The sequence below is a fragment of the Escherichia sp. E2562 genome, from assembly GCF_005781075.1.
Lineage (GTDB): Bacteria > Pseudomonadota > Gammaproteobacteria > Enterobacterales > Enterobacteriaceae > Escherichia.
This window is the reverse complement of sequence record NZ_VATM01000021.1, coordinates 1-24706: the sequence shown is the minus strand read 5'-3', so window position 1 is coordinate 24706 and position 24706 is coordinate 1. Positions and strand designations below refer to the sequence as shown.

General features: G+C 52.3%; 19 protein-coding genes and 1 riboswitch. Of the genes, 13 read left to right on the top strand and 6 right to left on the bottom strand.

Annotated elements, in window-relative coordinates:
• Positions 1 to 41: 41 nt before the first annotated feature.
• The 3 genes from FEK43_RS20355 to FEK43_RS20345 are packed head-to-tail and all read left to right on the top strand — an operon-like array spanning position 42 to position 3526.
• Positions 42 to 2339 carry a formate C-acetyltransferase gene (locus FEK43_RS20355; RefSeq protein WP_135408567.1) on the top strand — a complete coding sequence of 766 codons (2298 nt, stop codon included), beginning with the start codon at positions 42 to 44 and terminating at the stop codon, positions 2337 to 2339.
• Positions 2305 to 3183 carry a [formate-C-acetyltransferase]-activating enzyme gene (locus FEK43_RS20350; RefSeq protein ID WP_135408569.1) on the top strand — a complete coding sequence of 293 codons (879 nt, stop codon included), beginning with the start codon at positions 2305 to 2307 and terminating at the stop codon, positions 3181 to 3183. Before FEK43_RS20355 ends, FEK43_RS20350 begins: the two co-directional genes overlap by 35 nt.
• Position 3184: 1 nt before the next feature.
• A complete protein-coding gene (locus FEK43_RS20345) occupies positions 3185 to 3526 on the top strand; it encodes a PTS fructose-like transporter subunit IIB (RefSeq protein WP_130206560.1) in 342 nt (113 codons plus the stop codon).
• On the opposite strand, the gene FEK43_RS20340 is transcribed toward FEK43_RS20345, so the two are convergent.
• From FEK43_RS20340 to argE, 4 genes are all read right to left on the bottom strand, one after another.
• Entirely contained in the window at positions 3513 to 4364 is an 852-nt protein-coding gene (locus FEK43_RS20340; RefSeq protein WP_130206558.1) for an AraC family transcriptional regulator, read from the bottom strand. The genes FEK43_RS20345 and FEK43_RS20340 overlap by 14 nt on opposite strands.
• A 173-nt stretch (positions 4365 to 4537) precedes the next feature.
• Positions 4538 to 6271: a phosphoethanolamine transferase CptA gene (locus FEK43_RS20335; RefSeq protein ID WP_130259305.1), complete on the bottom strand. Its 1734-nt coding sequence runs from the start codon at positions 6269 to 6271 to the stop codon at positions 4538 to 4540.
• Positions 6272 to 6451: 180 nt separating this feature from the next.
• A complete protein-coding gene (gene ppc, locus FEK43_RS20330; protein WP_130206554.1) occupies positions 6452 to 9103 on the bottom strand; it encodes a phosphoenolpyruvate carboxylase in 2652 nt (883 codons plus the stop codon).
• A gap of 350 nt (positions 9104 to 9453) precedes the next feature.
• Positions 9454 to 10605, bottom strand: a complete 1152-nt coding sequence (gene argE / locus FEK43_RS20325; protein WP_130206552.1) for an acetylornithine deacetylase — start codon at positions 10603 to 10605, stop codon at positions 9454 to 9456.
• 153 nt (positions 10606 to 10758) lie between these two features.
• Here argE and argC point away from each other — a divergent pair, with 153 nt between their 5' ends.
• The 4 genes from argC to oxyR all read left to right on the top strand — a co-directional run bounded on the left by argC (position 10759) and on the right by oxyR (position 15165).
• Complete coding sequence (argC, locus tag FEK43_RS20320) at positions 10759 to 11763, top strand: N-acetyl-gamma-glutamyl-phosphate reductase (RefSeq protein WP_130206550.1); 1005 nt, start codon at positions 10759 to 10761, stop codon at positions 11761 to 11763.
• A gap of 7 nt (positions 11764 to 11770) precedes the next feature.
• On the top strand, positions 11771 to 12547 hold the full coding sequence (gene argB / locus FEK43_RS20315; RefSeq protein WP_130206548.1) for an acetylglutamate kinase: 777 nt from the start codon (positions 11771 to 11773) through the stop codon (positions 12545 to 12547).
• 60 nt (positions 12548 to 12607) lie between these two features.
• Positions 12608 to 13981: an argininosuccinate lyase gene (argH, locus tag FEK43_RS20310; protein ID WP_135408571.1), complete on the top strand. Its 1374-nt coding sequence runs from the start codon at positions 12608 to 12610 to the stop codon at positions 13979 to 13981.
• 266 nt (positions 13982 to 14247) lie between these two features.
• Complete coding sequence (gene oxyR, locus FEK43_RS20305; protein WP_130206544.1) at positions 14248 to 15165, top strand: DNA-binding transcriptional regulator OxyR; 918 nt, start codon at positions 14248 to 14250, stop codon at positions 15163 to 15165.
• Here the strand turns inward: oxyR and sthA are convergent.
• On the bottom strand, positions 15148 to 16548 hold the full coding sequence (sthA, locus tag FEK43_RS20300) for a Si-specific NAD(P)(+) transhydrogenase (RefSeq protein ID WP_001120822.1): 1401 nt from the start codon (positions 16546 to 16548) through the stop codon (positions 15148 to 15150). The genes oxyR and sthA overlap by 18 nt on opposite strands.
• A gap of 329 nt (positions 16549 to 16877) precedes the next feature.
• Here sthA and FEK43_RS20295 point away from each other — a divergent pair, with 329 nt between their 5' ends.
• From FEK43_RS20295 to FEK43_RS20280, 4 genes are all read left to right on the top strand, one after another.
• A complete protein-coding gene (locus FEK43_RS20295) occupies positions 16878 to 18044 on the top strand; it encodes a M20 aminoacylase family protein (RefSeq protein ID WP_130206542.1) in 1167 nt (388 codons plus the stop codon).
• A 42-nt stretch (positions 18045 to 18086) separates the two neighbouring features.
• A complete protein-coding gene (locus tag FEK43_RS20290) occupies positions 18087 to 19403 on the top strand; it encodes a citrate-proton symporter (RefSeq protein ID WP_130206540.1) in 1317 nt (438 codons plus the stop codon).
• Positions 19404 to 19506: 103 nt separating this feature from the next.
• Positions 19507 to 20157 (top strand): HTH-type transcriptional repressor FabR, encoded by a 651-nt coding sequence (gene fabR / locus FEK43_RS20285; protein WP_001309117.1) that lies wholly within the window; start codon positions 19507 to 19509, stop codon positions 20155 to 20157.
• Entirely contained in the window at positions 20157 to 20516 is a 360-nt protein-coding gene (locus tag FEK43_RS20280; protein ID WP_000806411.1) for a YijD family membrane protein, read from the top strand. The genes fabR and FEK43_RS20280 overlap by 1 nt, the downstream gene beginning before the upstream one ends.
• A gap of 39 nt (positions 20517 to 20555) precedes the next feature.
• Here the strand turns inward: FEK43_RS20280 and trmA are convergent, their stop codons facing one another.
• Complete coding sequence (trmA, locus tag FEK43_RS20275) at positions 20556 to 21656, bottom strand: tRNA (uridine(54)-C5)-methyltransferase TrmA (RefSeq protein ID WP_000187026.1); 1101 nt, start codon at positions 21654 to 21656, stop codon at positions 20556 to 20558.
• A 113-nt stretch (positions 21657 to 21769) separates the two neighbouring features.
• Positions 21770 to 21961: riboswitch (cobalamin riboswitch) on the top strand.
• 64 nt (positions 21962 to 22025) lie between these two features.
• On the opposite strand from trmA, the gene btuB reads away from it, so the two are divergent.
• On the top strand, positions 22026 to 23870 hold the full coding sequence (gene btuB / locus FEK43_RS20270; RefSeq protein WP_135408573.1) for a TonB-dependent vitamin B12 receptor BtuB: 1845 nt from the start codon (positions 22026 to 22028) through the stop codon (positions 23868 to 23870).
• On the top strand, positions 23815 to 24672 hold the full coding sequence (murI, locus tag FEK43_RS20265) for a glutamate racemase (RefSeq protein WP_131161587.1): 858 nt from the start codon (positions 23815 to 23817) through the stop codon (positions 24670 to 24672). The genes btuB and murI overlap by 56 nt, the downstream gene beginning before the upstream one ends.
• The last annotated feature ends 34 nt before the right edge of the window (positions 24673 to 24706 follow it).

Here is a 24706-nt window from a genome sequence, read left to right as displayed (position 1 = left end):
GCCTGAAACGGCGGGCTTGTTTTTCCCTACAGGAGTTCCTCATGACGAATCGTATCTCTCGCCTTAAAACTGCATTGTTTTCCAATACCCGTGAAATCTCGCTGGAGCGTGCGCTGCTTTACACTGCCAGTCATCGGCAAACTGAAGGCGAGCCGGTGATATTGCGTCGGGCGAGAGCAACAGCGTATATCCTTGAACATGTTGAAATTTCGATTCGTGATGAAGAACTGATTGCCGGTAACCGCACCGTAAAACCGCGCGCCGGGATTATGTCGCCGGAAATGGACCCTTACTGGTTGCTGAAAGAGTTGGATCAGTTCCCGACGCGCCCGCAAGACCGCTTCGCCATTAGCGAAGAAGATAAACGTATCTACCGCGAAGAGTTGTTCCCGTACTGGGAAAAACGTTCGATGAAAGATTTCATCAACGGGCAGATGACGGATGAAGTAAAAGCCGCGACCAGCACGCAGATTTTTAGCATCAACCAGACGGATAAAGGCCAGGGACACATTATTATTGATTACCCGCGCCTGCTGAATCACGGGCTGGGTGAGCTGGTGGCGCAGATGCAGCAACATTGCCAGCAACAGCCGGAGAATCACTTTTATCAGGCTGCGCTGTTACTGCTCGAAGCCTCGCAGAAACACATTTTGCGTTACGCCGAACTGGCGGAAACGATGGCGGCAAACTGCACAGATGCCCAGCGTCGCGAAGAACTGCTGACTATTGCGGAGATCTCCCGCCATAATGCCGAACATAAGCCGCAGACGTTCTGGCAGGCGTGCCAGTTGTTCTGGTACATGAACATCATCCTGCAATACGAATCCAACGCTAGTTCGCTGTCGCTGGGGCGCTTCGACCAGTATATGTTGCCGTTCTATCAGACATCATTAACCCAGGGCGAAGATCCGGCGTTCCTGAAAGAACTGCTCGAATCTTTATGGGTGAAATGCAACGACATCGTACTGTTACGTTCTACCAGCAGCGCGCGTTATTTCGCAGGTTTCCCGACAGGTTATACCGCACTACTCGGCGGGTTAACCGAGAACGGACGTAGCGCAGTGAACGTACTTTCGTTCCTTTGTCTTGATGCCTATCAGAGCGTGCAGTTGCCGCAACCGAACCTGGGCGTGCGCACTAACGCCTTGATCGACACGCCGTTCCTGATGAAAACCGCAGAAACCATTCGCCTCGGCACCGGTATTCCGCAAATCTTCAACGATGAAGTGGTGGTGCCCGCATTCCTCAACCGTGGCGTTTCGCTGGAAGATGCGCGCGATTATTCAGTGGTGGGCTGCGTGGAATTATCTATTCCTGGCAGAACCTACGGTCTGCACGACATCGCGATGTTTAACCTGCTGAAAGTGATGGAAATCTGCCTGCATGAGAATGAAGGCAATGCCGCGCTGAGCTATGACGGTTTGCTGGAACAGATCCGCGCCAAGATCAGCCACTACATCACCCTGATGGTTGAAGGCAGCAATATTTGTGATATCGGCCATCGCGACTGGGCACCTGTACCGCTGCTCTCGTCTTTTATCAGCGATTGTCTGGAAAAAGGTCGCGATATTACCGATGGCGGCGCGCGTTATAACTTCTCCGGTGTACAGGGGATCGGTATCGCCAACCTGAGTGATTCTCTCCATGCGTTGAAAGGGATGGTTTTTGATCAACAGCGTTTAAGTTTTGACGAATTGTTGTCGGTATTAAAAGCGAACTTCGCAACGCCAGAAGGCGAAAAAGTCCGCGCTCGCTTAATTAATCGCTTCGAGAAATACGGTAACGATATCGACGAGGTGGATAACATCAGCGCCGAGCTGTTGCGCCATTACTGCAAAGAAGTGGAAAAATACCAGAACCCGCGTGGTGGTTACTTCACGCCGGGATCGTATACCGTTTCTGCTCATGTCCCGTTGGGATCGGTGGTTGGTGCGACGCCAGACGGTCGTTTTGCCGGAGAACAACTGGCAGACGGCGGCTTGTCACCCATGCTGGGCCAGGATGGGCAAGGACCAACGGCGGTACTGAAGTCCGTCAGTAAGCTCGATAACACGCTGCTTTCTAACGGGACGTTGCTGAACGTGAAATTCACTCCAGCTACCCTGGAAGGTGACGCGGGATTACGCAAACTGGCTGACTTCTTACGGGCATTTACCCAGCTTAAGTTGCAGCATGTTCAGTTTAACGTGGTGAATGCCGACACGTTACGTGAAGCCCAATTACGCCCGCAGGACTATGCGGGGCTGGTGGTACGCGTTGCCGGATACAGCGCCTTCTTTGTCGAACTGTCGAAGGAGATCCAGGATGACATCATCCGCCGGACAGCGCATCAGCTGTAACGTTGTGGAAACGCGCCGCGATGATGTGGCGCGCATTTTCAACATTCAGCGTTATTCGCTGAATGACGGCGAGGGCATTCGCACGGTGGTTTTTTTTAAAGGCTGCCCGCATCTTTGCCCGTGGTGTGCTAATCCGGAGTCGATCTCCGGCAAAATCCAGACGGTGCGCAGAGAGGCGAAATGTCTGCACTGCGCGAAATGTTTGCGCGATGCGGATGAATGCCCCTCCGGGGCGTTTGAACGGATTGGTCGCGATATCAGCCTTGACGCTCTGGAACGGGAAGTGATGAAAGATGACATTTTCTTTCGCACGTCCGGTGGCGGCGTCACGCTTTCTGGTGGCGAAGTGTTGATGCAGGCGGAGTTTGCTACCCGTTTTTTGCAACGACTGCGGCTGTGGGGCGTGTCATGCGCCATCGAAACTGCCGGAGACGCGCCAGCCAGCAAGCTGCTCCCGCTGGCGGCATTGTGCGATGAAGTGTTGTTCGATTTAAAAATTATGGACCCGACTCAGGCGCGGGATGTGGTGAAGATGAACCTGCCACGCGTACTGGAGAACCTGCGTTTGCTGGTGAGTGAGGGTGTCAACGTGATCCCGCGTTTGCCGCTGATCCCCGGTTTCACACTCAGCCGGGAGAATATGCAGCAGGCGCTGGACGTGCTGATCCCGCTGAATATCAGGCAAATTCATCTGTTACCGTTTCATCAGTACGGCGAGCCGAAATACCGCCTGCTGGGGAAAACATGGTCGATGAAAGAGGTTTCTGCGCCGTCGTCAGTCGATGTGGCAACAATGCGCGAAATGGCAGAACGGGCCGGATTTCAGGTTACCGTGGGAGGTTAAAATGGCATACCTGGTGGCAGTAACCGCCTGCGTGAGCGGCGTGGCGCATACTTATATGGCGGCGGAACGGCTGGAAAAATTATGTCAGATAGAGAAGTGGGGCGTCAGCATTGAAACCCAGGGCGCGCTGGGAACGGAGAATCGTTTAGCGGACGAGGATATCCGCCGGGCGGATGTCGCGCTGTTGATTACGGATATTGAGCTTTCCGGTGCCGAGCGATTTGAACATTGTCGCTACGTGCAATGCAGTATCTACGCGTTCCTGCGTGAGCCGCAGCGGGTGATGAGCGCGGTGCGCAAAGTGCTTTCTGCGCCGCAGCAAACCCATCTTATTCTGGAGTAGTTGGTTTTTCTGTCAGTTGGCTGTGGTACTGCCGACGATATTCCGACGGCGAGCGTTCGGTATTTTTACGAAACAGACGGCAGAAGTAGTTGCTGTCGACAAAGCCGCAGGCGTGCGCCACCTCTTTTACCTTCAGGTCATACCCTTTCAATAACGTTTTAGCGTGCTCCAGTCGCGTGTGATTCAGGTATTCGTTAAAACCAATGGCCCCCGTTTTTTGAAACAGATGCGAGAGGTAATTTGGCGAAATATAGAATGCCTGTGCGACAGATTCGCGGGTAAGCGCGGAGGCATAGCGTTCGTCGATATAATCACGAATAGCTTCGAATAGAGCCTGGCTGCGTGAGGCGGTCTGGATTTGGCTGCCAAGCAAATCGCGGCAGTGGCTAAGCAGGCTGGCGACGATAAGCCTTGCCGTTTGCTGCTCCTGTGGCTGCATTTGCATTTCATTGAGCGTTTGTAGCAGAAAAGAACCAATGCGCGGGCCGCGTCGGGCGACGTGCTGCTTCGCCAGATTTTGATACTGTTTGCCATCCCATTGCACGACGCTGAAGCCGAGTTGCTGTTTGCCAAACAGCACACTAAAGGTGGTCGCGGGTGTTTTCCATTGTGGGAAATTCCAGCCGCCAGCGGGAACGTACAGCACATCGCCGGGAACTAACGTTGCTCCAGCGCCGGTATCAACAAACTCACCTTCCAGCACAATTTCCAGCCGTGGAAAATCGACCTGATACGCAAGATCGGGCGCCGGACCGTTGCTGCTGGCAAAGTAAATCTGGCGCAGCGACAGCGGGCCGTTTATCAGGCGGGAGAGCAGATAGCTGACGTCGTGATACATGTTATTCCCTTAGGTATGTAGACGGGAAAACAGTAACTGGCATTATAAAAAAAGGCCACCTGAAAAGTGTGGCCTGATGGGAGTTCGATGTAAACATTGTGGCAGTTTCAGTCGCCTTGTATTGCCGGATGCGGCGTGAACGCCTTATCCGGCAAATAGCATCTGGCTGATAATTACTGATTACCCACCTGATCGCCATACGGCAGAGTGTCGTAATCGATCAGCGCATTTTTCTTATACGGGTTACCAATCCAGCGGGTAGTTTCTTTGAACTGCGGATTCACCACCGAACGGGTTGGATCGTAACCGTCGTAAGATAAACCTGCCAAATCCGACCAGGTGTGGATCAGTTCCGCCAGGCTGTATTTACGATCAACATCCTGCGAGAAATCACGCGGATGAGTCGCCTGCCATTTTTCCGACGTCCACAGCAGGAACGGAATGGTGTACATATGGCGCGTTGGGTTATCTTCGTTACGCCCCTGAGTTTTGTGTGGCGGCGTGTCGTAAACCTCTTCACCGTGGTCAGAGAAGTAAACCAGGAAACCGTTCGGGTCTGCTGCTTTAAAGTCTTTAATCAGGCTGGCAACCACATGATCGTTGTACAGGTTAGCGTTGTCATAGTCGTTATATGACTCCAGCTCTTCTGCGCTTAATCCCGGCGGAACATGATCGGTATTGCCATCAAACTTGCCCTGATTTTCCGGGTAACGGTATTTGTATTTGATATGCGTACCCAGCAGATGAACGATGATCAGTTTCTTCGGCGCAGGGTCCTTCAGCACTTCCTGGAACGGCTTCAGCACGTTGGTGTCGTATTCACGCGCACTCTGTGTACGTTGCTGGTTCATGTAGTACTGCTTGTCGGTCTGGCGCGAAAATACCGTCAACATGGTGTTGCGGGCAGTCATCGTCTGCTGGTTGGTTATCCAGAAGGTTTTATAACCTGCCTGTTTCATCATGTTCATCAGTGACGGCTGTGTCAGATACAGGTCCGGGTTCTTTTCGTTGGCAAAGGTCAGCGCCTGTTGCAGGATTTCAATGGTGTACGGACGAGACGTAACCACGTTATTGAACACGGTCAGGTTCGGATCGGTTTTATGCAGCGCATCCAGTTCCGGCGTGGTTTCACGCGGATAGCCGTACAGGCTCATGCGTCCACGCTGGGTCGATTCGCCAATCACCAGTACTAAGGTGCGCGGTTCGTTACCCGATTCGTCTTTGAAATTAGCCAGTGGCGGTAACGCGTTATTTTCATTCAGTAGCTTCGTCAGTGAGTTAAGTTGTTGACGATACTGATAATAACCGGTCAGAAATTGCCACGGTGCGGCAGGTTCCATGCGTGATGCCAGATTATCCAACGTTTTCTCAAACGGCTTGTGTTTGATAAACGTGTTCATGGCGATAGGGTGCAGAATCAAACCATAAAGCAGGGCAAAAGAGACGATATAACGCCACGGCTTTGGAATATAGACCGGGCGCAGGCGCGTCCACAGCAAAATTGCCACCGCCGTATAGGCCAGCGCGATAAGCACAATCTTCAGGCTGAAATACTGGCTTAAATACTCGCTGGCTTCGTTGGTGTTGGTTTCAAACATCACAAACAGAACGCTCTGCGAGAACTCCTGACCGTAGATGACGTAGTAGCACAACGCTGCCAGAGACGCCGCCCACAGCATTACGCCGATTACTGCTGCGATAATCTTAATCCGCTTCGGAAAGAGGAATACCGGGATCAACCACAGCGAACTGAACAGCAGCGAGTCGCGAATGCCGTTGGTGCCGCTGTAGCCGCTGATGTAAATAATGGCCTGTAACAGGGTAGAGAAAAACCAAAAGTAGAGCAGTGCCCAACCCAGGGCTTTCCAGCTAAAAATGGGTTTAGTCTGGACTTCAGTGGAATGCATAGTAAGAACCCGTTTTGGATAATAGCGCCGAATGTAAGGACAAAACCTTAAGGATATCTGAAGGGATATCCAGAATCTGGGTGAAATGCAGACAGAAATATATTGAAAACGAAGGTGTTAGAACAGAAGTATTTCAGAAAACCCTCGCGCTATTGCACGAGGGTTGATAGAGGAGGGGTGTTAGCCAGTATTACGCATACCTGCCGCAATTCCGGCAATAGTGACCATCAACGCTTGTTCGACGCGGGGATCCGGTTCCTGTCCTTCTTTTTCTGCCAGGCGCGAACGATGCAGCAACTCTGCCTGCAGTACGTTCAGCGGGTCAGTGTATATATTTCGTAGCTGAATAGACTCGGCAATCCACGGTAGATCGGCCATCAGATGGGAGTCGTTGGCAATCGCCAGCACCACTTTGATGTCTTCTTCTTGCAGATTGCGTAACTCTTTACCTAACGGCCACAGTGCTTTGTCGACCAGGCGTTGGTCATAGTATTCCGCCAGCCACAGGTCTGCTTTGGCGAAGACCATCTCCAGCATGCCGAGACGCGTTGAGAAGAACGGCCAGTCGCGGCACATGGCTTCCAGTTCGCTTTGTTTACCATCTTCCACCACTTTTTGCAGCGCCGTACCCGCGCCCAGCCAGGCGGGGAGCATCAGGCGGTTTTGTGTCCAGGCAAAAATCCACGGAATGGCGCGCAGAGACTCGACGCCGCCGGTTGGACGACGTTTCGCCGGGCGTGAACCTAACGGCAGTTTGCCCAGTTCCTGTTCTGGCGTAGCGGAGCGGAAGTAAGGGACAAAGTCTTTGTTTTCACGCACGTAGCCACGGTAGAGATCGCAGGAGATGACTGACAGTTCATCCATAATGCGACGCCAGCTCTCTTTCGGCTCAGGCGGTGGCAGCAGGTTGGCTTCCAGAATCGCCCCGGTGTACAGCGACAAGCTGCTAACGGTGATTTCTGGCAGACCGTATTTAAAGCGGATCATCTCGCCCTGCTCGGTTACGCGCAGGCCGCCTTTCAGGCTTCCCGGCGGTTGCGACAGCAGCGCCGCATGGGCTGGTGCGCCGCCGCGACCAATGGAACCGCCGCGACCGTGGAACAGTGTCAGTTCAATGCCCGCTTTTTCGCAGGTTTTGATTAACGCGTCCTGTGCCTGATATTGCGCCCAGGAGGCCGCCATCACGCCCGCATCTTTTGCTGAGTCGGAATAGCCAATCATCACCATCTGTTTGCCCTGAATCAGACCGCGATACCAGTCGATATTCAGCAGTTGGGTCATGACATCGTTGGCGTTGTTCAGGTCATCGAGAGTTTCAAACAGCGGTGCGACCGGCATCGCAAATCCAATACCCGCTTCTTTCAGCAGCAGGTGGACGGCCAGTACGTCGGACGGCGTTTTCGCCATCGAGATCACGTAGGCGGCAATAGAGCCTTGCGGCGCTTCGGCAATCACTTGACAGGTATCAAGCACTTCGCGTGTTTCGGCGCTTGGTTGCCAGTTGCGTGGCAGAAGCGGACGTTTGGAGTTCAGTTCGCGGATCAGGAACGCCTGTTTGTCGGCCTCTGACCAGCTTTCGTAATCGCCAATGCCGAGATAGCGGGTCAGCTCGCCCAGCGCTTCGGTATGGCGGGTACTCTCCTGACGGATATCAATACGCACCAGCGGTACGCCGAAACATTTCACGCGGCGCAGGGTGTCGAGCAGATCGCCGTTGGCTATGATCCCCATGCCACACGCCTGAAGTGACTGGTAGCAAGCATAGAGCGGTTCCCACAGTTCTTCATTCTGCGTCAGCAGACCTTCCGGCTTCGGCAGCTCTTCGCCTTTCAGACGCGCCTCCAGCCAGGCCTGTGTCGCCATCAGGCGAGAACGCAGGTTTTTCATCAGATAGCGATACGGTTCTGCGGCACCTTCTTCGCCAACCAGCGCCAGCAGTTCTGGGGTGGCCTCAACCATCGACAGTTCAGAAACCAGAACCTGAATATCTTTCAGGAACAGGTCGGTGGCTTTCCAGCGACTGAGCAGCAGGACACGGCGGGTGATATCAGCGGTTACATTAGGGTTGCCGTCGCGGTCGCCGCCCATCCACGAGGTAAAGCGTACCGGAACAAATTCGACCGGCAGCTTATAGCCGAGGTTCTCTTCCAGTTGTTCGTTCAGTTCGCGCAGGTAATTTGGTACGCCTTGCCACAGGCTGTTTTCCACCACGGCAAAGCCCCATTTCGCTTCATCAACCGGAGTTGGGCGCAGCTTACGGATTTCATCGGTATGCCATGATTGGGCGATCAGCTGGCGCAGGCGGCGCATCAGTTGGTGGTGTTCGTAGTCGGCGATATCTTTGTTATCGAGCTGCTTTAAGCAGGCGTTCACTTCCACCATTTTGTGGATCAGTGTCCGACGCGTAATTTCGGTTGGATGAGCCGTGAGGACCAGTTCCAGCGACAGCGATTCCACTGCTTTTTTGATGGTGTCTTCGCTCAGTTCCGGCTGGTTTTTCAGTTTACGCAGGGTGCGGGCGATCACCTCCGGATTGCTGGCAGCCTCGCCTTTCGGCGAAATGCTGTGGTATTGCTCGGCAGTGTTGGCCAGATTCAGGAACTGACTAAACGCACGCGCAACGGGCAGCAGCTCGTCGTTCGACAAATTTTGTAAAGTGGTGAGTAACTCCTGGCGGTTAGCATCATTGCCAGCGCGTGAAGATTTGGACAACTTACGGATAGTTTCTACGCGTTCAAGAATGTGTTCTCCCAACGCATCCTTGATGGTTTCTCCCAGCACTTTGCCGAGCATACTGACATTACTACGCAATGCGGAATATTGTTCGTTCATATGACCCCAGACACCCATCTTATCGTTTGATAGCCCTGTATCCTTCACGTCGCATTGGCGCGAATATGCTCGGGCTTTGCTTTTCGTCGTCTTTTATAAAGCCACGTAAAAGCGGTGACGTCAAATGCTGCGAAATCGCTTCAGCAAACGAATAAATAGCAGGAATTTACGCCATTAAATTCACAACGTTTTAAATAAGCGTAACTTATGGGAATGTTAAAAAATCGTCATACATAACACCAAAGGTGTAGGTCGGATAAGATGCGCAAGCATCGCATCCGACATTATTGTGGCACCGGAGTTTGGTAACGGTGCCGGATGCGGCGCGAGCGCCTTATCCGGTCTACGTTTTAATGCCAGCAAAAATGGTGAATCACCTGGGTAATCAATTCACGGGTGGGCTTGATAAAACGCGTCTCCAGATATTCATCAGGCTGATGGGCTTGATTGATTGAGCCCGGGCCTAGCACCAGCGTCGGGCATAGCGTCTGAATAAACGGTGCTTCAGTACAGTAGTTCACCACTTCGGTCTTTGCACCGAGCAATTTCTCAACCACTTCAACCAGTTGATGATTTGGCGGGCATTCATAGCCTGGGATCGGTGGGTGCAACTCTTCGACCGTTAGACGGCCCGGCCAGCGTTCGCTCACCGGAGCCAGCGCGTCGTTGAGCAAACCATTAAGTTCGTTGAGCGTCATGCCCGGCAGCGGGCGAATATCCATATGCAACTCACAGCAGGCGCAAATTCGGTTAGAGGCGTCGCCGCCATGAATATGCCCGAGGTTGAGCGTGGGATACGGCACGGTAAACGCTTCATAGTGATAACGTTCTTTAAGATTATCGCGCAATTGCAAAATATGGCCGATCGCGTCGTGCATCAGTTCAATAGCGTTAACCCCGCGCGACGGATCGCTGGAGTGGCCCGACTGACCCATAATTCGAATGGCATTTGAGATGTGGCCTTTATGCGCGCGTACCGGTTGCAGCGACGTTGGTTCGCCAATGATGGCGCAATCCGGTCGCAGGGAGGTGGTTTCGGCAAAATAACGCGCTCCCGCCATACTGGTTTCTTCATCGGCAGTCGCCAGAATGTAGAGCGGTTTTTTCAGTTTAGTGACGTCGACATCGCGTAGCGCATCGAGGATAAACGCAAAGAAGCCTTTCATGTCGGCGGTGCCTAAGCCGTAAAGCTTGCCGTCATGCTCCGTCAGTGTAAACGGATCGCGCGTCCAGCGACCGTCATCAAATGGCACCGTATCGGTATGCCCCGCCAGCAACAAGCCGCCAGCCCCCTGTCCGGTACTTGCCAGCATATTAAATTTGTTGCGAGTTCCTGGCACAGGCTGCACTTCCACATTGAAGCCTAAATCTTTAAACCAGTCCGCCAGCAGAGTGATTAAATCTGCATTACTTTGATCGAGTGCCTCTTCCGTGGCGCTTATTGAAGGTGTGGCAATCAGAGCGCGGTAAATCTCGATAAATGGCGGTAATTTGTTTTTCATTGTTGACACACCTCTGGTCATGATAGTATCAATATTCATGCAGTATTTATGAATAAAAATACACTAACGTTGAGCGTAATAAAACCCACCAGCCGTAAGGTGAATGTTTTACGTTTAACCTGGCAACCAGACATAAGAAGGTGAATAGCCCCGATGTTGAATACGCTGATTGTGGGTGCCAGCGGCTACGCTGGCGCAGAGCTAGTGACCTATGTAAATCGCCATCCGCATATGAACATAACCGCTTTGACTGTCTCAGCGCAAAGCAATGATGCGGGAAAGTTAATCTCCGATTTGCATCCGCAGCTCAAAGGCATCGTTGATCTGCCGTTGCAGCCGATGTCGGATATCAGCGAGTTTAGCCCAGGGGTGGATGTGGTGTTTCTCGCCACCGCCCATGAAGTTAGCCACGATTTAGCGCCGCAATTTCTTGAAGCGGGCTGTGTGGTGTTCGACCTTTCCGGCGCATTTCGCGTTAACGACGCCGCCTTCTATGAAAAATATTACGGCTTTACCCATCAATACCCGGCATTGCTTGAGCAGGCGGTCTATGGCCTGGCGGAGTGGTGTGGCAATAAATTAAAAGAAGCGAACTTGATTGCGGTGCCGGGCTGTTATCCGACGGCGGCACAGCTGGCGCTGAAACCGTTGATTGATGCCGATCTTCTCGACCTCAGTCAGTGGCCGGTGATTAACGCCACCAGCGGCGTGAGCGGAGCAGGGCGTAAGGCAGCGATTTCAAATAGCTTTTGTGAAGTGAGCCTGCAACCGTATGGCATCTTTACCCATCGCCACCAGCCGGAGATCGCTACGCATCTCGGTGCTGACGTCATCTTCACCCCGCATCTGGGCAATTTCCCGCGCGGTATTCTCGAAACCATTACCTGCCGCCTGAAACCGGGCGTGAGTCAGGCGCAAGTGGCGCAGACATTACAGCAGGCGTATGCGCATAAACCGTTGGTGCGTCTGTATGACAAAGGCGTTCCGGCACTAAAAAATGTCGTCGGGCTGCCGTTTTGCGATATCGGGTTTGCCGTTCAGGGCGAGCATCTGATTATTGTGGCGACCGAAGATAACTTACTGAAAGGCGCGGCGGCACAGGCAATCCAGTGTGCCAATATTCGTTTCGGCTATGCCCAAACGCAGTCTCTTATTTAAGGGTGCAATGATGAATCCATTAATTATCAAGCTGGGCGGCGTACTGCTGGATAGCGAAGAGGCGCTGGAACGGCTGTTCAGCGCACTGGTGAAATATCGTGAGTCACATCAGCGTCCGCTGGTTATTGTCCACGGCGGCGGCTGCGTGGTGGATGAGCTGATGAAAGGGCTGAATCTGCCGGTGAAAAAGAAAAACGGCCTGCGGGTGACGCCTGCGGATCAGATAGACATTATCACCGGAGCGCTGGCGGGAACGGCAAATAAAACCCTGCTGGCATGGGCGAAGAAACATCAGATTGCGGCCGTAGGTTTGTTTCTCGGTGACGGCGACAGCGTCAAAGTGACCCAGCTTGATGAAGAGTTAGGCCATGTTGGACTGGCGCAGCCAGGTTCGCCTAAGCTTATCAATACGTTGCTGGAAAACGGTTATCTGCCGGTGGTCAGCTCCATTGGCGTAACGGACGAAGGACAACTGATGAACGTCAATGCCGACCAGGCGGCGACGGCGCTGGCGGCAACGCTGGGCGCAGATCTGATTTTGCTCTCCGACGTCAGCGGCATTCTCGATGGTAAAGGGCAACGTATTGCCGAAATGACCGCCGCGAAAGCGGAACAACTGATTGAGCAGGGCATTATTACCGACGGCATGATTGTAAAAGTGAACGCGGCGCTGGATGCTGCGCGCACGCTGGGCCGTCCGGTAGATATCGCCTCCTGGCGTCATGCGGAACAGCTTCCGGCACTATTTAACGGTATGCCGATGGGTACGCGGATTTTAGCTTAAGTTTTGTTGGCCGGAGGCGCAGCTTTCCGGCATTGAATTTCAACATAAGGAAACAGAGTTATGGCACTTTGGGGCGGGCGTTTTACCCAGGCAGCAGATCAGCGGTTCAAACAATTCAACGACTCACTGCGTTTTGATTACCGTCTGGCGGAGCAGGATATTGTTGGCTCTGTGGCCTGGTCCAAAGCCCTGGTAACGGTAGGTGTGTTAACCGCAGAAGAACAGGCGCAACTGGAAGAGGCGCTGAACGAGCTGCTGGAAGATGTTCGCGGCAGGCCACAACAAATCCTCGAAAGCGACGCCGAAGATATCCATAGCTGGGTGGAAGGCAAACTGATTGACAAAGTGGGTCAGTTAGGCAAAAAACTACATACCGGGCGTAGCCGTAATGATCAGGTAGCGACTGACCTGAAACTGTGGTGCAAAGATACCGTTAGCGAGTTGCTGACGGCTAACCGTCAGCTGCAATCGGCGTTGGTGGAAACCGCACAAAACAATCAGGACGCGGTGATGCCAGGTTACACTCACCTGCAACGCGCCCAGCCGGTGACGTTCGCTCACTGGTGCCTGGCGTATGTTGAGATGCTGGCGCGTGATGAAAGCCGTTTGCAGGACGCGCTTAAGCGTCTGGATGTCAGCCCGTTAGGCTGTGGCGCACTGGCGGGAACGGCCTATGAAATCGACCGTGAACAGTTAGCCGGCTGGCTGGGTTTTGCTTCGGCGACACGTAACAGTCTCGACAGCGTTTCTGACCGTGATCATGTGCTGGAACTGCTTTCTGCTGCCGCTATCGGCATGGTGCATCTTTCGCGTTTTGCTGAAGATCTGATTTTCTTTAACACCGGCGAAGCGGGGTTTGTCGAGCTTTCTGACCGCGTGACTTCTGGTTCATCATTAATGCCGCAGAAGAAAAATCCGGATGCGCTGGAGCTGATTCGCGGTAAATGTGGGCGGGTGCAGGGCGCGTTAACTGGCATGATGATGACGCTGAAAGGTCTGCCGCTGGCTTACAACAAAGATATGCAGGAAGACAAAGAAGGTCTGTTCGACGCGCTCGATACCTGGCTGGACTGCCTGCATATGGCGGCGCTGGTGCTGGACGGCATTCAGGTGAAACGTCCGCGTTGCCAGGAAGCGGCGCAGCAAGGTTACGCGAACGCCACTGAACTGGCGGATTACCTGGTGGCGAAAGGCGTACCGTTCCGCGAGGCGCACCATATCGTGGGTGAAGCAGTGGTGGAAGCCATTCGTCAGGGCAAACCGCTGGAAGAGCTGCCGCTCAGTGAGTTGCAGAAATTCAGCCAGGTGATTGGCGAAGATGTCTATCCGATTCTGTCGCTGCAATCGTGCCTCGACAAGCGTGCGGCAAAAGGCGGCGTCTCACCGCAGCAGGTGGCGCAGGCGATTGCTTTTGCAAGGGCGCGGTTGGGGTAAGAACATTTATATGTACAAATTTGAGCCTGGCTTATCGCCGGGCTTTTTTATGGCAAAAAAAAGCGGATCCTGGAGATCCGCAAAAGTTCACGTTGGCTTTAGTTATTCGAGTTGAGAAACTCTCGAAACGGGCAGTGACTTCAAGGGTTAAAAGAGGTGCCGCTCCGTTTCTGTGAGCAATTATCAGTCACAATGCTTGATAGGGATAATCGTTCGTTGCTATGCTACCTATCGCCATGAACTATCGTGGCAATGGAGGATGGATAATGAATATTCGTGATCTTGAGTACCTGGTGGCACTGGCCGAGCACCGCCATTTTCGGCGTGCGGCAGATTCCTGCCACGTTAGCCAGCCGACGCTTAGCGGGCAAATTCGTAAGCTGGAAGATGAGCTGGGCGTGATGTTGCTGGAGCGGACCAGCCGTAAAGTGTTATTCACCCAGGCGGGAATGCTACTGGTGGATCAGGCGCGTACCGTGCTGCGCGAGGTGAAAGTCCTTAAAGAGATGGCAAGCCAGCAGGGGGAGACGATGTCCGGGCCGCTGCATATTGGCTTGATTCCCACGGTTGGGCCTTACCTGTTGCCGCATATTATCCCGATGCTGCACCAGACCTTTCCGAAGCTGGAAATGTATTTGCATGAAGCCCAGACCCATCAGTTACTGGCGCAACTGGACAGTGGCAAACTCGACTGCGTGATCCTCGCGCTGGTGAAAGAGAGCGAAGCATTCATTGAAGTACCGTTGTTTGATGAACCCATGTTGTTGGCAGTCTATGAAGATCACCCGTGGTCTAATCGCGAATGCGTGCCGATGGCCGATCTGGCAGGGGAAAAACTGCTGATGCTGGAAGATGGTCACTGTCTGCGCGATCAGGCAATGGGCTTCTGCTTTGAAGCTGGAGCGGATGAAGATACACACTTCCGCGCGACCAGTCTGGAGACGCTGCGCAACATGGTGGCCGCAGGTAGCGGGATCACTTTATTGCCTGCGCTGGCTGTACCGCCAGAGCGCAAACGCGATGGCGTCGTTTATCTGCCGTGCATTAAGCCGGAACCACGCCGTACCATTGGTCTGGTTTATCGTCCAGGCTCACCGCTGCGCAGCCGCTATGAGCAGCTGGCAGAGGCCATCCGCGCAAAAATGGATGGCCATTTCGATAAAGCGTTAAAACAGGCGGTTTAAGCCGTTTAATGCCGCTACCCGATAGGCTTCCGCCATGGTCGGGTAGTTAAAGGTGGTGTTGACGAAGTACTCAATAGTGTTGCCGCCACCTTTCTGTTCCATAATCGCCTGACCGATATGAATAATTTCGGCAGCGCGCTCACCAAAGCAATGGATCCCCAGAATCTCTTTCGTTTCCCGATGGAACAAAATTTTCAGCGTACCCACGTTCATGCCAACGATTTGTGCACGTGCCAGATGTTTAAACTGGGCGCGGCCTACTTCATACGGTACTTTCATCGCGGTCAGCTGCTGTTCGGTTTTGCCCACAGAGCTGATTTCTGGGATGGTGTAAATACCGGTAGGGATATCTTCAATCAAGTGCGCGGTGGCTTCACCTTTTACCAGCGCCTGCGCGGCAATGCGCCCCTGGTCATAGGCCGCTGAAGCCAGGCTTGGATAACCAATCACGTCGCCCACCGCGTAAACGTGCGGCTGCGCGGTCTGATACATGCTGTTGACCTTCAGCTGTCCGCGACTGTCAGTTTCCAGCCCAATGTTCTGTAACGCCAGCGAATCGGTATTACCCGTGCGACCGTTGGCATAGAGCAGACAGTCGGCTTTCAGTTTTTTGCCCGACTTCAGATGCATGATCACACCGTCGTCACAGCCTTCGATCTTCTCGTACTCTTCGTTGTGACGAATCACTACGCCACTGTTCCAGAAGTGATAGGAGAGCGAATCTGACATCTCTTGATCGAGAAACGCCAACAGGCGATCGCGGGTATTGATCAGATCTACTTTTACATCCATACCGCGGAAGATCGACGCATATTCACAGCCGATCACTCCAGCACCGTAAATAAGTACATGGCGCGGTTCGTGGTGCATGCTAAGAATTGAGTCGCTGTCGTAAATGCGTGGATGGGTGAAATCGACGTCTGCTGGATGATAAGGGCGTGAGCCGCAGGCTATGACAAATTTTTCTGCGGTTAACGTTTCGACCGTGCCGTCCGGGCAGTCCAGCGCCAACGTATGCTCGTCAACAAAGCGAGCGTTCCCCTGCAATATTTCACAGTGATTACGTTCGTAAAATCCCTGACGCATGCGCGTTTGTTGATTAATCACGTTATCGGCATGGTTAAGGATATCGGCAAAAGAAGAGCGGAGCAGTCGGGAATGGTCGCTGTAAAGTGGGTTTTGATTGAATTCTATAATGCGGCTGACGGCGTGACGGAGGGCTTTCGACGGGATGGTTCCCCAGTGGGTGCAACCGCCGCCAACATTTTGATAACGCTCGATAACTGCGACGCGCGCACCTTGCTTAACAAGACCCATTGCAGCGCCTTCGCCGCCGGGGCCGGAACCTATTACTATGGCATCGTAATCGTAGGAATGTGGCATGGTAGGGCTTACCTGTTCTTATACATAAAAGCAACAGAATGGTAACATTTTATCGCGGGTAAGCCAATTGATCCCCGTCATTTATCTGGCTATATCGTGAGCGGCCTTTGCTTTGTCTGCTCCCTTCTTATTTTATTTATTCACTATTAATTGCTTTTTCTTATGGCTGATAGTTTTATCTTGCCGAAGTGTGCTTTTTTGTTATTGTCTGTGTTAAATATTCTTATAAAACAAACATATAAATATTTTATATTGATGACTTATTTATATTTATACCATCAATAAAATCCGTTAATTAACCTGTTTATAAGTGAATAAAGGAATAGTCGATGATCGAACACTACATTCGTGGGTTTGAGGAAGAGTTGCGCGAGATCCGCCACCAAATCCACGAAAACCCGGAGTTGGGGCTACAAGAATTTAAAACCAGTGCTCTGGTTGCGGAAAAGCTGCGCCAGTGGGGCTATGAGGTTGAGCAAGGGCTGGCGACGACGGGGATAGTGGCCACGTTAAAAGTGGGCGACGGAGAGAAAAGTATTGGCCTGCGGGCGGATATGGATGCGCTGCCAATTTATGAAAATAGTGGCAAGCCCTGGGCCAGTAAACATCCAGGTTTAATGCACGCATGCGGGCATGACGGCCATACCACGATATTACTAGGAGCTGCGCGTTATCTTGCCGAAACTCGTCGTTTTAACGGCACGTTACGTCTTATCTTCCAGCCCGCAGAAGAGATGATTAACGGCGGCGAGATTATGGTTAAAGAAGGTCTTTTTGACCACTTCCCCTGCGATGTGATTTTCGGGATGCACAACATGCCGGGCTTGCCGGTTGGCAAGTTTTTCTTCCAGCCAGGGGCGCTAATGGCGTCAATGGATCAGTTCCATATTACGGTTCGTGGTTGTGGCGGACACGGTGCGATCCCGCACAAAGCCATCGATCCGGTGCTGGTCGCGGCACATATCACCACCGCATTACAAAGCATTGTGTCGCGCAATGTCGATCCGCTGGAAGCGGCGGTAATTACCGTTGGCAGCATTGTTGCGGGTGAGGCCGCTAACGTCATTCCTGACAGTGCTGAGATGAAAATCAGCGTCCGCTCTCTTAGCCGCGATACCCGACAACTTCTTCTGACCCGTATTCCGGCTCTGGCGCAAGCCCAGGCTGTCAGCTTTTGCGCTACGGCTGATGTGACGCATGTTAACGGTACGCCGGTATTAGTGAATGACGAGGAGATGGCGCGCTTCGCCTGGCAGGTGGCGTGTAAAACGTTTGGTGAAGATCGGGCCGAGTTTGGCATCAAGCCCCTGATGGGCAGTGAGGATTTCTCTTTCATGCTGGAAGCCCAGCCGAAAGGCGCTTTTTTGCTGTTCGGTAATGGCGATGTCGGGGAAGGTTCCTGCATGGTGCATAACCCGGGCTACGACTTCAACGATGCAAGTCTGGTCCCGGCGTGCAGCTACTGGGGCGCCCTGGTAGAAGCCTGGCTGCAATAAATAAAACAACACACAACAACACTTTCTGGCAAGGAACATGGAATGACGGCGATCGTAAATGGAAGCGTGATTGTGAAGAAAAAGCCCAGCGGTAAGCGGGTGATTTTTGCTTCGGCGTTTGGCAATGCGCTCGAATTTTTTGATTTTGGCGTTTACAACTTTTTTGTGGTCTATATCAGTACGCTTTTCTTCCCGCCCAGCGCTGATCATAATGTCGCGCTGTTACTGGCATTTGCAACGTTTGGCGTGAGTTTTTTTATGCGCCCGCTTGGTGGAATTATCGTCGGGGCCTGGGCCGATCGTTTCGGACGTAAACCCGCGATGGTGTTCACCATTGCCCTGATGAGCCTCGGTACGCTGATGATCGGCATCGCGCCGACCTATGCGACGGCGGGCTATTGGGGAACGGCGACGTTGGTACTGGCGCGTCTGATTCAGGGTGTTGCGGCAGGTGGTGAAGTCGGCGCCTCAATGTCTTTACTGGTTGAATCAGCTCCGGCAAATCGTCGCGGTTTTTACAGCAGTTGGTCGCTGGCGACCCAGGGGCTGGCAACGACCTTTGGTGGTGTTGTCGCTTTAGGTCTGAGCACTTGGCTACCGTTTGCCACAGGTTCAGAAACCGTAATGGCAGAATGGGGCTGGCGTGTGCCATTTTTTATTGGCGTGTTATTAGCACCGATCGGTTGCTGGTTGCGTCTGAGCCTGGAAAATGACGTACCTGAACCTGTACACAATAAAAAAGCTGCTGCCAGCGAAAGCGCGTTCTCTCTGCTCCTGCAACATAAAGCGACTATCATTAACGGCGTTTTACTCGCTATCGGTAGCACGGTAGCAACCTATATTTCCCTCTTTTACTATGGCACCTGGGCGGCGAAGTATCTGGCAATGCCTCAACACTATTCTCATGCAGCGATGTTACTGGCGGGGGTAATTACGTTTGTGGGCGCGCTGTTGGTGGGGATGCTATGTGATTCGGTCGGGCGTAAAAAGCTGATTTTAATCTCCCGTGTGATGGTGCTGATCTGTAGCTGGCCGTCATTCTGGTTGTTGGTGAATTACCCAAGCCCCGGCATGTTGCTGACGGTAGTTTTCGTGATGGTCAGCTTTACCACGCTTGGTGGGGTACCAGTGATGTTGTTGATCTCTGAACTGTTGCCGAAACGGATTCGGGCATTGGGTTTTGCGCTGGTTTATAGCATTGGTGTAGCAATCTTCGGCGGTTTTGCGCAATATTTCGCCACGCAATCCATCGTGTTACTGGATAGTCTGACGGCTCCGGCGTGGTATCTGGGCGGAGGCACGTTGCTGTCGATGCTGGCGTTATTGTTTGTAAAAGAACCGGCCAAAGAGTTGCAGTAAATGTGTTTTATTGCGCTACCGTTCATTCACAACACTGGAGCAATCCAGTATGTTCATTCTCTGGTATAGTGCCAGCAGTACTTTTGGCAAGGATTCAGACATCGTGATGGGCGTAAGAGCGCAGCAAAAAGAAAAAACCCGACGTTCGCTGGTAGAAGCCGCATTTAGCCAATTAAGTGCTGAACGCAGCTTCGCCAGCCTGAGTTTACGTGAAGTGGCGCGTGAAGCGGGCATTGCTCCCACCTCTTTTTATCGGCATTTCCGCGACGTAGACGAACTTGGCCTGACCATGGTTGACGAGAGTGGTTTGATGCTGCGTCAGCTTATGCGCCAGGCGCGTCAGCGTATCGCTAAAGGCGGGAGTGTGATCCGTACCTCGGTATCCACATTTATGGAGTTCATCGGTAATAATCCTAACGCCTTCCGGTTATTATTGCGGGAACGCTCCGGCACCTCCGCCGCGTTTCGTGCCGCCGTTGCGCGTGAAATTCAGCACTTCATTGCGGAACTTGCGGACTATCTTGAACTCGAAAACCATATGCCGCGCGCGTTTACTGAAGCGCAAGCCGAAGCAATGGTGACGATTGTCTTCAGTGCGGGTGCCGAGGCGTTGGATGTCGGCGTCGAACAACGTCGGCAATTAGAAGAGCGACTGGTACTGCAACTGCGAATGATTTCGAAAGGGGCTTATTACTGGTATCGCCGTGAACAAGAGAAAACCGCAATTATTCCGGGAAATGTGAAGGACGAGTAATGAAACAAGCAAATCAAGATAGAGGTACGCTGCTGCTGGCGTTAGTTGCTGGCTTATCGATTAATGGTACTTTCGCAGCGCTGTTTAGCTCCATTGTGCCATTTTCTGTATTCCCGATTATTTCCCTGGTGCTGACGGTTTACTGCCTGCATCAACGCTATCTTAATCGCACTATGCCGGTCGGCTTGCCGGGTCTGGCAGCTGCCTGTTTTATTCTCGGCGTTCTGCTTTATAGCACTGTGGTTCGTGCAGAATATCCGGATATCGGTTCTAACTTCTTCCCGGCTGTGCTGTCCGTTATTATGGTGTTCTGGATTGGCGCGAAGATGCGTAACCGTAAGCAGGAAGTTGCTGAGTAATCGGTATCATGCCGGATGCTGGCGCATCCGGCATGGGGTTTACTTCGCGGTCAGTAATACGCCGCACTCCATATGGTGCGTGTAGGGGAACTGATCAAACAGAGCCAGACGTTCAACCTTGTGCGTCTGGCTTAATGTTTCCAGATTCTTACACAGCGTTTCCGGGTTGCAGGAGATATACAGAATACGCGGATATGCCTGCACCATTTTCTCGGTTTCACTGTCCAGACCGCTGCGCGGTGGGTCGACAAAAATGGTTTCGCACTGATAACTCTTTAAGTCGATCCCTTGCAGGCGGTTAAACTCGCGCACACCATTCATCGCCTGAGTAAATTCTTCCGCCGCCATACGAATAATTTGTACGTTATCAATATGGTTAGCTGCGATGTTGTATTGCGCGGCAGCGACCGACGGCTTGGCGATTTCGGTGGCTAATACCCGATCAAAATTGCGCGCCAGTGCTAATGAAAAGTTACCGTTGCCGCAGTACAGCTCCAGCAAATCGCCTTTTGAGCCTTTGGTGACGTCCAGCGCCCATTCCAGCATCTGAATATTCATCGCCGCGTTTGGCTGGGTGAAACTGTTCTCCACCTGACGGTAGATCATCTCTTTTCCGGCGACCGGCAGACGCTCGTCGATGTAATCTTGATCCAGCGCGATTTTGGTTTTCGTTGCCCGACCAATCAGATGCACATTCAGATTCTGCGCGCGCAACGCATCGCGCAGGGCTTCCGCCTGCTGACGCCATTCGTCATCCAGCTTTTTATGGTACAGCAGAGAAACCACCGCCTGATTACTCAGCGTGGTGAGGTAATCAATCTGGAACAACTTGTGGCGCAGAACGGGATTATTACGCACACCCGCAATCATCGCCGTCATCAACTGGTTGATGAGTTCACTGGCGGCAGGGAAGCTATCCACGCGGATACGGCTTTTGGTTTGTTGATCGAAAATGATGTGGTACAGGTCATCGCCATCGTGCCAGATGCGGAACTCTGCACGCATCCGGTAATGGCTGACCGGCGAGCGAAACACTTCCGGAACCAGGTCAGAAAACGGTGCCATCATACTTTGCAAACGTACCACTTTTTCGGCTAACTGCGCTTCATACTGTTCTGTTGGAAGGTGTTCGGGGGTCATGATGTATCCTGAAAAATTAAAGTACGCGGCGATTGTAGGGATTGCTCATCAGATGTCCAGATCTTGATGAATTCCTATTTGTGAGCTACGTCTGGACAGTAACTTGTTACAACCTGTAGCATCCACTTGCCGGTCCTGTGAGTTAATAGGGAATCCAGTGCGAATCTGGAGCTGACGCGCAGCGGTAAGGAAAGGTGCGATGATTGCGTTATGCGGACACTGCCATCCGGTGGGAAGTCATCATCTCTTTGTATCTTCAGATACCCCTCCAAGCCCGAAGACCTGCCGGCCAACGTCGCATCTGGTTCTCATCATCGCGTAATATTGATGAAACCTGCGGCATCCTTCATCTATTGTGGATGCTTTACAATGATTAAAAAAGCTTCGCTGCTGACGGCGTGTTCCGTCACAGCCTTTTCTGCTTGGGCACAGGATACCAGCCCGGATACTCTCGTTGTTACTGCTAACCGTTTTGAACAGCCGCGCAGCACTGTGCTTGCGCCAACTACTGTTGTGACGCGTCAGGATATCGACCGCTGGCAGTCAACCTCGGTCAATGATGTGCTGCGCCGTCTCCCTGGCGTGGATATCACCCAAAATGGCGGTTCAGGTCAGCTTTCTTCTATTTTTATTCGTGGCACAAATGCCAGTCATGTGTTGGTGTTAATTGATGGCGTCCGCCTGAATTTGGCGGGGGTGAGTGGTTCTGCTGACCTTAGTCAGTTCCCTATTGCGCTTGTCCAGCGTGTTGAATATATCCGTGGGCCGCGTTCCGCCGTTTATGGTTCTGATGCAATAGGCGGGGTGGTGAATATCATCACGACGCGCGATGAACCTGGAACGGAAATTTCAGCGGGGTGGGGAAGCCATAGTTATCAGAACTACGATGTCTCGACGCAGCAACAACTGGGGGATAAGACACGGGTAACTCTGTTGGGCGATTACGCTTATACCCATGGTTATGATGTTGTCGCTTACGGCAATACAGGAATGCAAGCGCAGCCTGATAACGATGGTTTCTTAAGTAAAACGCTTTATGGTGCGCTGGAACATAATTTTACCGATGCCTGGAGCGGCTTTGTACGTGGCTATGGCTATGATAATCGGACCAATTATGACGCGTATTATTCTCCGGGTTCACCATTGGTCGATACCCGTAAACTCTATAGTCAAAGTTGGGACGCCGGGCTGCGCTATAACGGCGAACTGATTAAATCACAACTCATTTCCAGCTATAGCCATAGCAAAGATTACAACTACGATCCGCATTATGGTCGTTATGATTCGTCGGCGACGCTCGATGAGATGAAGCAATACACCGTCCAGTGGGCAAACAATGTCATCGTTGGTCACGGTAGTATTGGTGCGGGTGTCGACTGGCAGAAACAGACTACGACGCCGGGTACAGGTTACGTTGAGGATGGATATGATCAACGTAACACCGGTATCTATCTGACCGGGCTGCAACAAGTTGGCGATTTTACCTTTGAAGGCGCAGCACGCAGCGACGATAACTCACAGTTTGGTCGTCATGGAACCTGGCAAACCAGCGTCGGATGGGAGCTCATCGAAGGTTATCGCTTCATTGCTTCCTACGGGACATCTTATAAGGCGCCAAATCTTGGACAACTGTACGGCTTCTACGGTAATCCGGATCTGGACCCTGAGAAAAGCAAACAGTGGGAAGGCGCGTTTGAAGGCTTAACAGCAGGAGTGAACTGGCGTATTTCCGGATATCGTAACGATGTTAGTGACTTAATCGATTATGACGACCATATCCTGAAATATTACAACGAAGGGAAAGCGCGGATTAAAGGTGTCGAGGCGACCGCCAATTTTGATACCGGACCACTGACGCATACTGTGAGTTACGATTATGTCGATGCGCGCAATGCGATTACTGACACGCCGTTGTTACGCCGTGCTAAACAGCAGGTGAAATACCAGCTCGACTGGCAGTTGTATGACTTCGACTGGGGTATTACTTATCAGTATTTAGGCACTCGCTATGATAAGGATTACTCATCTTATCCTTATCAAACCGTTAAAATGGGCGGTGTGAGCTTGTGGGATCTTGCGGTTGCGTATCCGGTCACCTCTCACCTGACAGTTCGTGGTAAAATAGCCAACCTGTTCGACAAAGATTATGAGACAGTCTATGGCTACCAAACTGCAGGACGGGAATACACCTTGTCTGGCAGCTACACCTTCTGAACCACGTCCCACCGTGCTGGTGTTTGACTCCGGCGTCGGTGGGTTGTCGGTCTATGACGAGATCCGGCATCTCTTACCGGATCTCCATTACATTTATGCTTTCGATAACGTCGCTTTCCCGTATGGCGAAAAAAGCGAAGAGTTTATTGTTGAGCGTGTGGTGGAAATTGTCACCGCAGTGCAAGAGCGTTATCCCCTTGCGCTGGCTGTGGTCGCTTGCAACACCGCCAGTACCGTCTCACTTCCTGCATTACGCGAGAAGTTTGCGTTCCCGGTTGTCGGTGTCGTTCCGGCAATTAAGCCAGCGGCACGCCTGACAGCTAATGGCATTGTCGGATTGCTGGCAACTCGTGGTACGGTAAAACGTTCTTATACCCATGAGCTGATCGCGCGTTTCGCTAATGAATGTCAGATAGAGATGCTGGGCTCGGCAGAAATGGTTGAGTTGGCTGAAGCGAAGTTGCATGGCGAAGAAATCTCTCTGGATGCGCTAAAACGTATCCTGCGTCCGTGGTTAAGAATGAAAGAGCCTCCAGATACCGTTGTTCTGGGTTGCACCCATTTTCCTCTACTACAAGAAGAACTGTTAAAGGTGCTGCCAGAGGGAACCCGGCTGGTGGATTCTGGCGCAGCGATTGCCCGCCGAACGGCCTGGCTGCTGGAACATGAAGCTCCGGATGCAAAATCTGCCGATGCGAATATTGCCTTTTGTATGGCAATGACGCCAGAAGCTGAACAATTATTGCCCGTTTTACAGCGTTACGGCTTCGAAACGCTCGAAAAACTGGCAGTTTCAGGCTGATTTGGTTGAATGTTGCGCATTCGGAAAATTATTT

Coding starts and splice junctions, on each gene's coding strand:
- argE (WP_130206552.1), bottom strand. CDS start 10,605: ATGAAAAACAAATTACCGCCATTTATCGAGATTTACCGCGCTCTGATT.
- trmA (WP_000187026.1), bottom strand. CDS start 21,656: ATGACCCCCGAACACCTTCCAACAGAACAGTATGAAGCGCAGTTAGCC.
- FEK43_RS20345 (WP_130206560.1), top strand. CDS start 3,185: ATGGCATACCTGGTGGCAGTAACCGCCTGCGTGAGCGGCGTGGCGCAT.
- FEK43_RS20335 (WP_130259305.1), bottom strand. CDS start 6,271: ATGCATTCCACTGAAGTCCAGACTAAACCCATTTTTAGCTGGAAAGCC.
- murI (WP_131161587.1), top strand. CDS start 23,815: ATGGCTACCAAACTGCAGGACGGGAATACACCTTGTCTGGCAGCTACA.
- ppc (WP_130206554.1), bottom strand. CDS start 9,103: ATGAACGAACAATATTCCGCATTGCGTAGTAATGTCAGTATGCTCGGC.
- argC (WP_130206550.1), top strand. CDS start 10,759: ATGTTGAATACGCTGATTGTGGGTGCCAGCGGCTACGCTGGCGCAGAG.
- FEK43_RS20340 (WP_130206558.1), bottom strand. CDS start 4,364: ATGTATCACGACGTCAGCTATCTGCTCTCCCGCCTGATAAACGGCCCG.
- btuB (WP_135408573.1), top strand. CDS start 22,026: ATGATTAAAAAAGCTTCGCTGCTGACGGCGTGTTCCGTCACAGCCTTT.
- sthA (WP_001120822.1), bottom strand. CDS start 16,548: ATGCCACATTCCTACGATTACGATGCCATAGTAATAGGTTCCGGCCCC.
- argH (WP_135408571.1), top strand. CDS start 12,608: ATGGCACTTTGGGGCGGGCGTTTTACCCAGGCAGCAGATCAGCGGTTC.
- FEK43_RS20355 (WP_135408567.1), top strand. CDS start 42: ATGACGAATCGTATCTCTCGCCTTAAAACTGCATTGTTTTCCAATACC.
- FEK43_RS20350 (WP_135408569.1), top strand. CDS start 2,305: ATGACATCATCCGCCGGACAGCGCATCAGCTGTAACGTTGTGGAAACG.
- FEK43_RS20280 (WP_000806411.1), top strand. CDS start 20,157: ATGAAACAAGCAAATCAAGATAGAGGTACGCTGCTGCTGGCGTTAGTT.
- FEK43_RS20295 (WP_130206542.1), top strand. CDS start 16,878: ATGATCGAACACTACATTCGTGGGTTTGAGGAAGAGTTGCGCGAGATC.
- argB (WP_130206548.1), top strand. CDS start 11,771: ATGATGAATCCATTAATTATCAAGCTGGGCGGCGTACTGCTGGATAGC.
- oxyR (WP_130206544.1), top strand. CDS start 14,248: ATGAATATTCGTGATCTTGAGTACCTGGTGGCACTGGCCGAGCACCGC.
- FEK43_RS20290 (WP_130206540.1), top strand. CDS start 18,087: ATGACGGCGATCGTAAATGGAAGCGTGATTGTGAAGAAAAAGCCCAGC.